8 protein-coding genes are annotated in these 14,791 nt (G+C 54.7%); 1 reads left to right on the forward strand and 7 read right to left on the reverse strand.

All coding sequences use genetic code 11. The features are described from left to right. Nucleotides 1-153: 153 nt before the first annotated feature. The 3 genes from M1D61_RS20355 to M1D61_RS20365 all read right to left on the reverse strand — a co-directional run bounded on the left by M1D61_RS20355 (nucleotide 154) and on the right by M1D61_RS20365 (nucleotide 3,341). Nucleotides 154-1,254, reverse strand: coding sequence for an FAD-dependent monooxygenase (locus tag M1D61_RS20355; protein WP_458120376.1), 1,101 nt, complete (start codon nucleotides 1,252-1,254; stop codon nucleotides 154-156). 279 nt (nucleotides 1,255-1,533) lie between these two features. Then, on the reverse strand, nucleotides 1,534-2,469 hold the full coding sequence (locus tag M1D61_RS20360; RefSeq protein ID WP_458120377.1) for an EamA family transporter: 936 nt from the start codon (nucleotides 2,467-2,469) through the stop codon (nucleotides 1,534-1,536). A 50-nt stretch (nucleotides 2,470-2,519) separates the two neighbouring features. Further along, entirely contained in the window at nucleotides 2,520-3,341 is an 822-nt protein-coding gene (locus M1D61_RS20365) for a purine-nucleoside phosphorylase (protein ID WP_458120378.1), read from the reverse strand. Nucleotides 3,342-3,638: 297 nt separating this feature from the next. On the opposite strand from M1D61_RS20365, the gene M1D61_RS20370 reads away from it, so the two are divergent. After that, nucleotides 3,639-4,850: an ROK family protein gene (locus M1D61_RS20370; RefSeq protein ID WP_458120379.1), complete on the forward strand. Its 1,212-nt coding sequence runs from the start codon at nucleotides 3,639-3,641 to the stop codon at nucleotides 4,848-4,850. A 247-nt stretch (nucleotides 4,851-5,097) separates the two neighbouring features. On the opposite strand, the gene M1D61_RS20375 is transcribed toward M1D61_RS20370, so the two are convergent. The 4 genes from M1D61_RS20375 to M1D61_RS20390 form a co-directional block, all read right to left on the reverse strand. Further along, complete coding sequence (locus M1D61_RS20375) at nucleotides 5,098-7,359, reverse strand: DEAD/DEAH box helicase (protein ID WP_458120380.1); 2,262 nt, start codon at nucleotides 7,357-7,359, stop codon at nucleotides 5,098-5,100. Then, entirely contained in the window at nucleotides 7,356-8,789 is a 1,434-nt protein-coding gene (locus M1D61_RS20380; protein ID WP_458120381.1) for an ATP-binding protein, read from the reverse strand. The genes M1D61_RS20375 and M1D61_RS20380 overlap by 4 nt, the downstream gene beginning before the upstream one ends. A gap of 7 nt (nucleotides 8,790-8,796) precedes the next feature. Further along, complete coding sequence (locus M1D61_RS20385) at nucleotides 8,797-12,597, reverse strand: TerB N-terminal domain-containing protein (RefSeq protein WP_458120382.1); 3,801 nt, start codon at nucleotides 12,595-12,597, stop codon at nucleotides 8,797-8,799. 196 nt (nucleotides 12,598-12,793) lie between these two features. Beyond that, nucleotides 12,794-14,638 carry an FAD-dependent monooxygenase gene (locus tag M1D61_RS20390; RefSeq protein ID WP_458120383.1) on the reverse strand — a complete coding sequence of 615 codons (1,845 nt, stop codon included), beginning with the start codon at nucleotides 14,636-14,638 and terminating at the stop codon, nucleotides 12,794-12,796. Nucleotides 14,639-14,791: the final 153 nt, after the last annotated feature.

The following is a 14,791-nucleotide window of genomic DNA, read 5'->3' on the forward strand; positions in this document are numbered from 1 at the left end:
TGTAAATACGTCGATAGCTTCCAATTGGATCAGCATCCGGCCTGCAATATTTGTTTTATTGAGGGATATCCGGGCTCCTATACTTACTCTAACAGAGAATTATTAATCTTGTATCGTGGTTCCAGATAGATTATTCATGTAATAAAAGGAACTTCAGGCTTGATGAGCCGGAAAGTGGGCCCGAAAACCGATTTCCCGCATGAACTGGCTGTCCAGTTCATCCACCGTCTCCTGACGGCGCAGTTGTTCAAAAGCACCAAGCCGCTCCAAACTCACGTCGTCTGCAGCCAGTGCTTCCAGCAGCAGCGGGGCGAGCACATGGGCATCCTGCATCGCGCTGTTCACGCCGATCGCTCCGGTCGGGCTGAACGTATGGGCGGCATCGCCCATAATGACCAGTCCAGGCTGTACCCAGGTATCGCATACACAGCTCTGCACCTTGAGCAGAACAAAGTCGTTCCAGGAGCGGATATGCTCCTGCACAGTCGCCTGCAGCTCTGGAAAGGCATGAATCAGTGCCTCGACAAACGGATCAACCGGTGACTTGCGCAGCTGCGGATACGTATCCTGCGGAATATTCCAGCCGATCTGGATATAGCCACCCTGCTGGGAGAACAGCGCCAGCTGGGCCTCCTGTGCCAGCGCCATACGCACAGTAGGCGGCCAGCCGTCCGGTGCAGGAATGCGGGCCCACAGCAGATCAAATCCATGCTTGATAATGGTCGCCTGGATGCCAGCGAGCTTGCGAACGGTCGAATATCTGCCATCCGCCCCAATGACCAGCCGGCTGTGAATCGTCAGCTCTTTGCCATCGTGACGAACCCGGACACCGGTAATCTGGTGATCCAGTGGGTTCCGGATCAGGTCGGTGACGGTTGTATCCATCATAAGACGGTAGTTGGGGAACTTCAAGGATTGCCCGAGCAGAACGTGCAGCAGATTCTTTTGCGGCACATGAATACCGGTATGCTCCTCGCCTGGTCCCGGCAGAATAGTCTTGATAATCTCCCCATTCTGGAAATATTCCACACGCTCCATCTGCAGCAGTCCTTCCCGGCGAACCTGCTCATAAAGTCCATGCTGATGGAGAATCCGCTCGCCCACTGCATTCAGATGTTCACCGCGGAACTCTTTGTCAATATGCCCGTGCCGTTCCAGCAGGATCACCGATACCCCCTGGGCAGCGAGCAGATAACCAAGCAGTGCTCCACCCGGCCCTGCTCCGACAATACAGGCCTGTGTATTCAGATCCATCGAATCCCCCTTTCTCTAATGATTTTCAGTATCTTTATTTGTCATAGCAATTACATTTATGGTCGTTAACTTACTTTTAATAAGTAGATTATATTTAAGTGAACGGGTCTTGTCAACTTTATAAAACCTTTTTGGTACAGCACAAAAAAAGCACCTCTTATCGTTATGGCGCGGATATCCCAAACTTTATCCGGTGATTACCGTAAAAGATGCTTTTGCACAGGCTTCATGTTCTGATAGTTACACCTGGTACTTACAATCGACACTTACAGATTACATTTACAGGTTGTGATATTTGGAAGACAGCGAATGCCGGCGTGACCCGATCCTTCTCCATATTTCCGGAAAAACAATCCCAAGCAGGATCAACAGCATGCCTATATAATGCGGCAGGCCAACCTGCTCATTCAGCACAATCGCTGACATAAGCACGGCTGTAGGCAGTTCTGCGGCACCCAGAATGGAAGCCATGCCTGATCCGGTTAATGGCGCTCCCTTGGAGAACATGAGTGTAGACAGGAATGGACCGAGAAAAGCGAGCGCCAAACCGTATTTGAGCGCCAATTTCATGAACAGACCTGCATCCCACAAAAATGTTGGCGGCAGCAGAACCGCGCAAACGATAAATCCACCGGTTACCATCAGAGCGGTCTTCAGCATCGGATTGACCTGCACGGCCATTTTGCCGCTCAGCATGATAAAGATCGTATACGAGACTGCTGCCAGCAGACCATACACGAAGCCCAGCCAGTGAATACCGCTGAATCCTGTCGCCAGCAGATTGGTGGCGCTCAATGTGCCGATTAACAGCGGAATCAGCGACAGCAGCTTGCCTGTACCGGGCAGTCTGCGGCTGATGATTGCTTCTGCCAGTACACCCATCCAGGTAAATTGAAACAGCAGCACAATCGCCAGTGAAGCGGAAATGTACTGCAGCGCCAGATAATAGAACATACCGGTTAATCCGGTGGTAGAGCCCATAACCGTGAGCAGCACAATCTGTCTGCGGCTGATAGCCGCATATCGGGGAGCGCGTCTGCTTTTTCGGCCGAGTCGGCTGATGAGCAGAAATCCCCATAACAACAATGCGCCGAGCAGCATCTGAATGCCTACGACGTCGTTGACGATAAATCCGTCGTGATACGCCAATTTTACAAAGGTGGACAGCACACCATAGCTGCATGCACCCAGTAAAATATAGATAATCCCTTTCAATACTTCACCCCATCTTAACTCTACAGAAGCAATTTACTCCTGCTTCACACTTATTCCAGGTGTTCCAAAATTCCTTTGATCAACCGGACAAAATCGGTTCTGACACGGCCGGCTACCTCGATCACTTCCTCATGATTGAGCGGCTGATCCAGAATGCCGCAGGCCATATTGGTCAGGCAGGAAATGCCCAGTACTTTCATGCTGGCATGGGTAGCGACAATCGCTTCGGGTACGGTGGACATGCCCACAGCATCCGCGCCCATCGTACGGATCATGCGGATCTCCGCCGGTGTCTCATAAGCCGGGCCGCTCCACCATGCATATACACCCTGCTGCAGGGACAGCTCCATCTCCTGTGCCACCTGGGAAGCGATCTGGCGCAGTTCTGGATGATAGACCTTGGAGAGATCCGGAAAGCGAGTACCCAGCTCCGGGTTGTTGGGACCGATCAGCGGGTTGGCTGCCACCAGATTGATATGATCGGTGATCAGCATCAGTTCACCCGGCTGGAAGTCGGTATTGATTGCGCCGCAGGCATTAGTAATAATCACATTTTCCACGCCCAGTGCTTTCATAACACGTACCGGGAATGTAACTTCATCCAGTGTGAAACCTTCATAATAATGGAACCGGCCTTTCATGGCAACCACAGTCTTGCCCATCAATTGTCCGATCACCAGCTCATTGGCATGGCCTACCGCTTCGGATTTGGCAAAATGGGGAATCTTGCTGTATGGAATCGTAAAAGCGCTCTCAATTTCATCGGCAAGCGATCCCAGGCCGGAGCCGAGAATCAGACCGATTGTCGGACGATGTGTAGTTTGACTCATGAGAAAATCTTTGGTCTGCTGAATATCCTTCATATTGTGCATTATAGTTCCCTCCATATTATGAGTGGCAACGCTGGTATCATCGGTTTCATTTCGGCTGTGCAGGTGTTGGACGGTATTAAGTCTAATGCATAACATAACGGATGTAAACGAACTTTAAATATATTATATAAAAAGTATCTATACAATTTATTATTATAGAATTAAACAAATAATAATAAATCAACTTTTATCATTTATTATAAAAAGAGACGCAAGTCAAACTTCTTTTTTATGGAATATTCATATAAAATACAACTAACCCGTATGCTCGACATACCACTATGTTGGAGGACTAATATGTTAAAGCAATTTGTCGGATTAACCTCCCCAAAACTTAAAAACCTGAAATTGCTATACAGCCTGGTACGAAAGCTCGGACCTGTAAGTATAAATACCCTTGCCGAGATGACCGGCTACAAGAATGTGACCTGCGCGCGTCTGCTGGAAGAACTGGTACATGCCGGGCTTATTTATGACAGCGGTATTGGAGAGTCCAGCGGCGGACGGCGGCCGCTCATGTACGTGATCCAGCCGGAAGCCTGTTATCTGATCGGCGTGGAGATTACCAGTCTGTACACTACTGTACTGCTGCTCGATCTCAAGCTGAATATTCTGGATACAGCCAAGCTGCAGATGGATTCCCGCTGTACCGGGGAATATACGCTGATGTTTGTCTCCGGCTGTGTGCTGAACTTTATGAATCAGCATAATATCCGGACAGAACAGCTGCTGGGCATCGGCGTCGGGGTGCTCGACCCTATCGATCGGGAGCATGGCATTCTCCGCAAAGCCCATCTGTTTCCTGCTGAAGGCTGGGAGGAGCTGCCTGTCGTCGAGATGCTGGGACGACTGACCAATATCCGCGTGTTCCTGGATAACGGAACCAATCTGGCGGCGCTGGCGGAATACCGCAATCATTACTGGCAGACGTCCGACAATCTGGTATTTGTCTCCAGTGATATTGGGATTCGCTGCGGTATGATCGTGCAGGGACGAATGGTGCGCAGCCGCACAGAGATGGATGATGCGTTCGGTCATATGATTGTGGATATCCACGGCCATCGCTGCAGCTGCGGATCGTATGGCTGTCTACAGGCATATAGCAGCCTGCCGGCGATCCGGGATGAAGTGATCCGGCGGATCAAGCGCGGTCATGTATCGATGCTGCAAGACGGAATCAGTGATATCCAGGAGATCGGATTCCATCATGTGCTCAGTGCACTCGAACAGGAAGACTCGCTCTGTCTGGAAGTAATCCGGGATGCCGCTTATTATTTTGGCATCGGGCTCAGCAATCTTGTTTTCCTGCTGCGTCCGGATGTAGTCGTGTTCGGCGGTACGCTCGTTCCGAAGCCGCTCTTCTACGAAGTCGCTTCAGCTACCGCACAGAGCCGGCTGAGCCATTATCCGAACCATTCTATCCAGCTGCATGAATCGAGTGAAGCCTACAATATTGTGGCTCAGGGCGCCGGCTGTATGGTGCTGGACCATTTTACCGAGGATTTATAAAGGAGTTGTCACTTCTGCCCAGACAGGAGTTATTGTAAAATAGCCAAAAGCAGCAGCCGGATCAGAAACCTGTCCAGCCGAAAGTAATTGCTACCATGGTCAGCTGGTCGCTGTATGGTTCGACGCTTCAGTGAAGCCAGGAACGATCCAGCGACCGTGAGACGCCGCAGCAGCTGGCGGCGCGAATAGTCCCGCTGCTGACCGCATTATTCCAGCCATCTATCCAACCCAAAAAAGAAGCTGGAGATTAATACTCTCCAGCTTCTTCGTTTATACCTGTATAGTGATCTTCATTTATCGGAGGCATCATATTGATCTGCACACCGGGCACATTCAGTCCGCTGCGCAGTCCCTCCATATCCAGACCGTCCATGGCAAATGCCTGCCGGACCAGTCCAGGCTGAATGAATTCGTCGTATTTACCCAGATAAGGGGCTTCCTCATCGGCCAGCAGTTGCTCCGGATAATCGATCCGCTTGCACTCGGCGATAATCTCCGCCAGTATCTCGGCCGCATCGGCTTTGCCGGAGACGACCAGATAATACGGCTCCATTGGCGTTACCGCGCGCAGGGCGAGACGCTCGGACAAATTATTTTTGAGCAGGCGCTCCAGTGTCCGGAACGCCTTGCTGCCTACCCATGGCAGGATAAAGCAGGAATCGCCGCCTGCCGGAATCACGATCTGCTCCAGCAGTCCCGTTTCTCTAGCGAGACGACGTGCACGTTCCAGCCGCGAGACTGCATTTGGCGCCAGATACGAGTAGATGTCAGAGGAGGCGAGAATATCGCGGATCTTTTGCATAATCCGGGTATCCACATCACCGCCTGCACCGAGCCAGAGGGTATCCACTTTGCCCTTGGACGATTTGACGTAGACGGCTTTGTGGCGGGTATCAACCTCTTCCACTTTCCACAGCTTGCCGGCGAGCGAGAAGCAGTAGCCCGGCGGCGGTACAGTCGTGATCGAACCGATCTCCTCCGACCCGTTGTATACCGAATGCTCCTCATCATCCTTGAACACCGCATAAAAGCGGAAATTGTTGACGATCTTCTCCCCGGCCAGACCGATGATCAGCGTTCCTTCCTCGGTCCGCTGAATATGATCCAGCTGCAGCAGATACTGCAGGAACAGCTGATACTGCTCCACCGTAAAATGACGAAACGGCGGCAGTGTCAGAATCGCGCGCGCCAGCTCGGACGGCTCTGCTTCGCCCATACTTTTGAGTGTGCTCATCGTCTGATGATACAAAATACCGATCGGCAGCTTGCGTGCGCTGAATGGCTCGACCCAGCGCTCTTTGACATACAGTTCGATAACGGCAATCGCTCGCAGCATAATCCACGGCATCCGTGCCGGCAGCTGTGCCTGCTCGTCCTCTTCCTCCGGACAAACGAAGATCATCTCCGAGACCGATCCTTCCCGTCTGCCCGAGCGGCCAAGACGCTGGACAAAGCTGGAGCATGAATACGGTGCTCCCAGCTGAATGACCCGCTCCAGTTCCCCGAGATCAATGCCCAGTTCGAGGGTTAGTGTGGCAGCTGCCACTGCCGGTCCGTAGCCCTCGCGCAGTGCCGCTTCGGCTTCTTCGCGCAGCATCGCCGAGATGCTGCCATGATGCACATGGAAAATATCCGGCTCCTGCCGTTTGGCGGCGACCCGCCTCATTTCCAGAGTCAGATATTCCGCATCCGAGCGGCTGTTGGTGAAGATCAGCGCCTTTTTGTGATGGGTCTGATCGTAGATGAAATTATGATATGCCTGCTGGGCATACTCCAGCTGCTGGGCCTGCTCTTCATTGCGCGCGTCGGGAAAGGAAAAATGCTCGATGCTGATGCGCAGCTTGCGCGAACCCTGCGGCGAGACGACCTCGACCGGCTGTCCGGTATCGGAAGACAGCCAGTGACAGGCGCTCTCATAATCGCTCAGCGTCGCGGATAATCCGATCCGCTGCGGACGGCAGCCTGCCAGCCGCTGAATGCGGGACAGCTGGGACAATACCTGAATGCCCCGATCCGCACCCATAAAGGCATGCACTTCATCGACAACGATATAGCGCAGATCACCGAACAGCGCCGGAATCGCATTGGGCTTGTTCATAAGCAGACCTTCCAGCGACTCAGGCGTAATCTGCAGAATGCCGGACGGATTCTGCACCAGCTTGGTCTTGTGTGACTGCGGTACATCGCCGTGCCAATGCCACACCGGAATCTCCGAATCGCGCAGCACACCCTTGAGCCGTTCATACTGGTCGTTGATCAGCGCCTTGAGCGGCCCGATATACAGAATGCCGACCGAACGGGACGGCTGCTCATACAGCGCAGTCAGCGCCGGGAAAAAGGCCGCCTCCGTCTTGCCCGAGGCAGTACCCGACGCGATCAGCAGATGATGCGGCGTATCAAGCAGTACCCGGCATGCTTCCACCTGGGCTTCTCGCAGTTCTTTCCAGCCGCTGCGGTAAATGTATTCCTGAATAAATGGAGCCAGCCGGTAAAACGGATGCCCGCTCACAGGTCAAACTCCGCCAGGAAATCATCGACTTCATCCGGCTGAGTGGAGGCTGCAGGACCAGTCTGTGCCCGCGCATCCTTGCGTCCACCTGCTGACGAAGAGGAGCCCGGATGAATGATCATATCGGGATCATTCCGGTCGATCGCTCCGCTATAGACCTGGGCAGGCGCTTCCGCCAGCTGGCCAAGCAGCCCGTCAAAGGTCAGCTCCTCGTTAAAGTGCAGCGTATTGAGCAGATCGACAAAGTCCCGCACCACTTCCCGGGGAGTCAGCAGCTCATCCGCGCCAAGCCGCGATACAGCGGTCTGCATAAAGGCGACGAGCTGATGCTGTTCCAGCACCCGTTCATACTTGTAATGCTGGCAGTGAATATCCTGCAGCTTGTGCAGCATGAGCAGAATCTCTTCATGCGACAGCATTTCCAAGCGAATAACCGGACCGGCAAAGTTCTTGGTGCCGCTGCTGCCGAACCGGCTCTCCGACAGCCGGGAGCGCAGCGCTTCATAGCTGTACAGACCGCGGCGCGGGTCCTCGACAAATTGCGGCGTACCGCCGACAAAGACGCCGAGATGCCCAGCTTTGCCCTGCATTGTATCGTTGAAGATCGTCAACAGCTTCTCATAGTTGCTCTGACGGGAGACACTGTTGGATATTTTATATAAATTCACGCCTTCATCGACGAACAGCAGCAGACCACGATAGCCGATCCGGGCAGCAAATTCCGCCCACAGCTTCATGTAATCATACCAGCCGTCATCATCGATAATGACACTTACATTCAATTCCCGGCGGGCTTCGGTGCGGGTCTGGTATTCGCCGCGCAGCCAGCGCAGGGCGGACTGCTTGAGGGTATCCTCATTCAGCCGGATGCCCTGCCAGTAGGCGGACAGTACTTTGGCAAAATCAAAACCATGCACCCAGCCCTCCATCTCTGCGGTGACCGCATGAATCCGGCGCTGCACTTCGATACCGATCGAAGGATCATCGGGAGAGACGTTATTTTCTTCCATCACCTGCTGCTGGAGATTGGAGATCCACTTTTGCAGCATGGATTCCAGCGCTCCGCCATCCGGGCGGGTGCGTGTCGACAGATTGGTCATCAGCTCGCGGTACGTGGCCAGTCCCTGCCCTTTGGCACCAGTCAGACGGCGCTCCGGTGACAGATCGCCATCGGCGACGACAAATCCGCGGTCCATCGCATAGTTGCGGATCATCTGCAGCAGGAAGCTTTTCCCGCTGCCGTAGCGTCCAGTGATCAGCTTGAACGCTGCTCCGCCATCGGCGACATTTTCCAGTTCACGCAAAATGGATTCCACTTCATATTTACGACCGACAGCGATATGCTCCAGTCCGATACGCGGGACCACCCCGGCGGCAAAGGAATTCACCAGCGCCGTTGTGACCCGTTTGGGTATTTTCACTTCATTCATTTCCAGTTCACCTCATGATGATTGCATCCAGCAATGATCTGTATTCTTCCATCACGGTCCCATCTTCCAGCAGAAGATCGCCGATTGTATCCATCGCCAGGTCGTTAATCTCATCTGCCAGCAGCGCGGCCATTGTACCGTGCGTACCGGCAATCTTTTGCAGCTCATGCTCGGCCGCGCCATCCAGGACAGCCGCCAGGAATCCGATATGCTGCGACTGCAGCGCCTCGGCCCAGTCTCTCCATTCTTCCTCCAGCTCGTCGGTCAGATGCAGGCGAGCGGCGGCCAGCGAGACGGACTGTTCTGTGACAGAGACTTTATTTGCCGTCGTATTCGCTGCAGAGTCCTGATCCAACGCGCCGATCCGGTGCGTATGATCCTGATCTTGATTGTATTCTTTGTATTCATGGGGATTTTCCATATACTGTGTCTTTGCTTCGTACTCCTCCGCCGCCGCAGATGCTACCGTCAGTTCTTTTGAAATGATCACTGGATCATTATGATCCGGCTCCACCGCAGCGGCTGCCTGACTCCAGCTTTCCAGCAGCGCTTCCTCGGCCTGTTCGCGGCGGATGGTTGCTTTTTCCTCTTCCTGCAGGGTCAGCATATCGCGTACGACATCCGAGTCCGCCTGCAGCTTCTCCAGCACACTCGCATCGATCTGTACCTGACGCGGCGCGGGTGCTTCTTCCGGCACGGTAAAGGCACGCTTCACATACCGTTCGATCAGACGCGCAATCTCCGGCTCGACCGGCGGACTGATCCGCAGACGGCCGCTGAATCCCAGATGACGGCGCAGCTCATTTTCCGTCAGCTTGACGATGCCGGTCAAAAATTCACGCAGCGGCGTATGCTCGGTCAGCGGCAGACGGCGAATGGTGCAAGTCCGGCCATAACGGGTCGAATCATAGACCGCACTGCGGAACAGGTAACGCTCCGTCTCTCGGTATACTGGCGGCCGGAACAGCTGAATCAGCCGGATGCCCTGCTGCTTGTCCAGAAAGGCATCGACTGCAGCCAGCACTTTGGGGATATATTCCCGCATCTGCTCGCCGCCCACCTCTGCATAGAAGCGGCTGCGCTCCATATCATAATGGATCAGCTGCGGCAGCAGGTCAAACGGAATAACTGCCGGCGATGCGCTCCAGATTCGTTCCCATTCCAGATCGGCCAGTTCGACCGGCAGATGACGCGGCACTTCCCGCAGCAGCTCGATCAGCGGCTCCCGCAGTTCATGCACCTGGGAAAAGTCCACAATCCACTGCGGCAGATACCGGTCCAGCTTGCTGAACCGTTGCCTGTAACTGCGCCACAGATTCATCAGCAGATGATGTCCCTCGACCGGCTCCTGCCAGCCTGCTCCATTGATCACTTCATAACAAAGCAGGAAAATATACGACAGATCCGTCACCGGATATCTGCCCTGCCGGACTTCCTGACGCCAGTAAAAGTACCATTTCTTCTGCCGCCAGGTCATGCTCTCATAGGTTGGCCAGTAGCTCATAAACGGCACAAACTCCGCTTCTTCCTCGGCATGCTCCATCATCTCATGTGCCCGGCGGGCAAAGATATGTTCGGCGCTCTGAATCGAAGACATCGAACGGGTCTGTTCCTGCTCTGCCTCTGTTATAACCGGTCTGCCCCTTTCGGCTGCAGTAGGCGCGGCAAAAGCGGATATATTCAGCGGTTCGATCTCCATTTCAAGATCCAGTGCATATCCGTCCTCAAGCAGGATAGCCGGGTCGGATTCGTCAGCGGCCGATGAATGCGGCTGCTCTGCATCGCGCTGCGGAAGGTCGGCCTGCTGTGCCTCATATTCCGGTATGGCAAGCGAACCGGGACGACCGGCCAACGGAAGACCATACAGCGGCTGCACCTGTAGATCCAGCGGTGCCAGATGAATCTCCATACCTGTATATTTCTCGTGATCCACCTTGTCCGCTGCATGAACCAGCGAGCGGAAAGGTATCGAACGTGATCCTTCTTCGGCAGGAGTATCCTTTTGCCCAATCGGTCGGCTGTCTCCTGGATTACTGCCGTGCGAATGGCCCGATATCCCGATCTCGATTCCCTGCAGGGACAGCTCTTCCAGCAGCCCTGCCGTCCGCCGGGAACGATCGGATGAATCCGTCCATGCCCTGCGCTGCCCCTGACGGATCATTGTATTCGGCTGCTCCTGACGTGCCGGAATGCTCCATCCCTGATCTTCACTTCCCAGCTCGAACTCGGCAAATCCTCCTGTCCGCATCTCCACTGCAGGCGCTGCGCCTGCTCCTGTCGCAGCCTTACGGATCGTCATGGCAAAAGCAGGCGGAAGCCCGGTCAGCGGATGATCCGGGTCGGCAATCGCATATTCGCGCACGACCGAATGAAACAGCTTGAGCAGGCTGGTCTGGGCGGTTCGCATATGCGGTTCATCCAGCCGCTGCTCCGCCGAATAGACGGACAGGCGCAGCCGGGCGTTGATTTTATTCATCGCTTTATACATTTTGCTGGATACGTCGCCGGTCATCTCGTCCGGCTCCAGATAGATGGCGATATCCACACCGCCGGGCAGTACTGTGCCGCGCTGTGTCAGCATACTGACCGGTACGGCGATCAGACCGCCGTGATCCGGATTTCCTTTGCCTGGGGGACGTGTATCGGCATCCTGCCAGAACCCGCCGAGCGTGACTGACCACATTTTGTGCAGTGTACCGAGCAGGGACTTCTTGCCGATCAGACCGATGCGGCAGCTTGGAGCGCGGCGAAGCAGCTCATACAGCCACTCTCCCATTTCCTCGGCATGCCTCATCACACCGCCCAATATGCCCCCGGATATTCCCCATCGGCACAGAAAGTCAAAATGACCGTGGATGCCCCGGTTGGTATCCGGCAGTTCCAGCTCGGGGATGACCATCTCTTCCCACGGACCGCGCAGCCGCTCCGAGCCGCGCTGGATAATCTCCTGCGGGGTCAGCTTGCTGTTGCGGTCAAGTGAAGTGCCATCGGCCATTCTGCCCATGGGACCGAGTCCCAGTTCACGCAGACGCTCCGTCTCAATCTGTCCGTGTCCATCGAGCTGCACATAACTGCCTGCCGAGCCCAGACGGCGTGACAGTTCAATCGCCGGATAACGAATGCCGCCGATCTCGATCATCGGTACGGCTGTCACCTGTCCGATTCCGCTGCGCTCTTCCCGGCGTCCTTCCAGTACCCAGCGCACCTCCTGATGAATATCCCCTGCAAAAGATTCCTCTTCATACGGAATATACTCCTCCGGCTCACCATAGCTAATCCCTGATTCCTGTACTGCTGCTGTATGCAGATAGGTCGCAGATGCCGATTCTGTGGCAGACGGAGCATAAGCTATATGATCATCGGAGGATGAATCTGCAGCATATTCATTGACTGCCTCATCTGCCTCATCCGTCACATCCGTTATATAGTCGGACTCATAGAGGGAAGTGGACGAGAACGATTCGCCGCCAGCCAGTACCGCGGCGGCATGCTTGTCCCAGTAGGTCTGTACCGGAATGCCTTCTTCCAGTTCAAGTGTACCAGGCAGCAGACGCAGCAGGCGGCTGTACAGCTTGCCCGCTTCTTCGGGCATGAGCAGGCATTCACTGTGTCCCGCGGCACTGATCTGCCAGCGGTCACTGCCGCTCAATGAGCGGCCCATCACAAGCTGCTGCACTTCCATGGCCTTCTCCAGCTCCATCGCTTGAGTTCCATAGGAAATATGCAGGAAAAAGCCCCGATCTTCCTCGAAGCTCAGCAGGGCAATATACGATTTATCCGTGCAGGATACCGGAGAAGATAACATCATGGGACAACCTTGCCTTTCTTCCGTAATTGGTCAACATAATATCCCATATTATACATGATGCCTTCCCCGGATTGGTATAGGAAACGAACATATTTTCGTGATTCACCCGGGAGACTGACGAGCGGTTGTTATCATGAAAGACTCACAATAGCCGCCGCTCATACAGTTCCCTTCCACTGCACTGTTTGATATTTTTTTATGAATAACGGACCGGAATACGAAAAAACCGGTTTACCCAGCCGATTAACTCCAGTTCATCCGCCAGACTTCCCACAAAACCGATATAACCATCCGGCCGCAGCAGCACATATCCGCCGCGCTCCATTCCATACAGTCGATGCAGCAGCTGGGCATGATCCACCTCGTAATAGGCAGGCAGAGGCTGCGGCAGCATCAGCGGCTGATCCGGCAGCAGTACGGACAGATCAATCACGTTCCGCCATGAATCCGAGACCCTCATCCAGAGCGGTCGTTCATCCCGTTCTTCCAGATCCTCCACATCCTTACGTGCAGCGGAAGATGGAGAAAGCTCCGGTTGTACCGTGCCGGGGAATATCAGCAGCACATGCCTGCCGGAGACAACACCACGATCCGGTCTGCCCCCATCCGGAGCACGTTCTCCGGGCAGCGGCATGCCTCTGTGCCATCCTTTTCCCTGGCTGACGATCTGACTGTGCGGATAACGAATGCCGGTCTCCGACAGACGCTCGGCCACCTGCAGCTGTACAAAGCGGCGGGAGGAGAGCAGCGGCGCAGCCGTATTACGCATAAAGGTCAGCGGCCGCAACCGACTGATCACCAGCCGTGTGAACAAGCCGGTCCATCGCAGCAGTGCACGCGCGACCGGTTCGCGCTCTTCATCGTAACTGTCCAGTATGGCTGCAGACGCCTGCCCGTTACAGACCAGGGCCAGCTTCCAGGCCAGATTCACCGCATCCTGGATGCCGGTGTTCATTCCCTGCCCGCCTACCGGAGAATGGATATGGGCTGCGTCTCCTGCGAGGAAGACTGCACCCCGGCGGTAATGCTCCACCTTGCGCTCATTTACTTTGAAGCGTGCCGTCCAGATCGGATCATACAGTTCCACCCTGTCTCGTTCCGGCATGCAGGCATCCACAATCCGCTGAATATCCGGCAGCGCCATCTCTGCCGAACCGTTATGGTTTGAATCCAGCGGTGCATATTCACCTTCGGCATCGTCAGGTTCCGGTCGGGACCATTCTCCATGAGAAGAAGTAACATCCGTCTGACTATGCGCCGACGAACCGCTCTGCCGCTGCTCACCGGTGAACGGGGCATCCGGCGGTGCAGCGATAATAACCCGGTACCGCTCTTCAGGCATTGGGAAAAAGGCTGCAATATGCCCTTGATGCAGATAAATTCGTACTCCCTCCGGCTTCACCGGCCAATGAACATGGACATCGGCCAGTCCAAACTGCTGGGCAATCGCATCTCCGCCAAAGGAGAGACCGAGCAGATGCCGGACTGTACTATGGGCTCCATCGCAGCCGACGACCCAGCGGGTACGAATCATTTCGCTTCCCTTGGCAGAGGTAATCGTCGCTTGCACCGTAGTATCCGATAAATCCGCCCCTTCCCCCTGCAGCTGCTCCAACGCGACCAGCTCGGTGGATCGCTCGACAATTCCTCCCTGCATGGTCAACCGCTCATACAGTACCTGTTCTGTCCGGCTCTGCGGCAGGGTGAGAATATACGGATACCGGCTGCGGATAATCGGTGTCAGCTCCACATCCGCCAGTATACTGGTACCGCTGCGTACCTGTACGGCTTTTACCGGCTGTCCCTGCTCCACCAGCTGCTCTGTAATACCCGAATGATCCAGCAGCTCCAGCGTACGCGCCATGATGCCCAGCGCCTTGCTCTGGCGGGAAGGCTCTGCTGCCTTGTCGATCATCCGGCAGCTTACCCCTCTGCGCATTAATTCTATCGCCAGTGTCAGTCCGGTCGGACCGGCTCCGACGATCAGCACATCACACTGCTGCCCTTCTTCCGGTGGTCTGCGTTCCTGATTGCTCGGCATTGCCCCGCCTCCTTGGATCGATTGGACTGTCCCTCATCTGAAATAGTGTCCGGTGTTGTTCGATAAGATTCTCTCCGTATAAAAAAAGACCGCTATTTATAATATAAACAGCGGTCTGCTCATCTTCGTCTTAATCGGATAAAGCGAATTTAA

It is taken from the genome of Paenibacillus sp. Z6-24 (genome assembly GCF_054161335.1).

Excerpts from the sequence above, each read along its gene's own strand:
- M1D61_RS20355 (WP_458120376.1), bottom strand. The coding sequence starts at position 1,254 with ATGGATCTGAATACACAGGCCTGTATTGTCGGAGCAGGGCCGGGTGGA.
- M1D61_RS20365 (WP_458120378.1), bottom strand. The coding sequence starts at position 3,341 with ATGCACAATATGAAGGATATTCAGCAGACCAAAGATTTTCTCATGAGT.
- M1D61_RS20370 (WP_458120379.1), top strand. The coding sequence starts at position 3,639 with ATGTTAAAGCAATTTGTCGGATTAACCTCCCCAAAACTTAAAAACCTG.
- M1D61_RS20380 (WP_458120381.1), bottom strand. The coding sequence starts at position 8,789 with ATGAATGAAGTGAAAATACCCAAACGGGTCACAACGGCGCTGGTGAAT.
- M1D61_RS20385 (WP_458120382.1), bottom strand. The coding sequence starts at position 12,597 with ATGATGTTATCTTCTCCGGTATCCTGCACGGATAAATCGTATATTGCC.
- M1D61_RS20390 (WP_458120383.1), bottom strand. The coding sequence starts at position 14,638 with ATGCCGAGCAATCAGGAACGCAGACCACCGGAAGAAGGGCAGCAGTGT.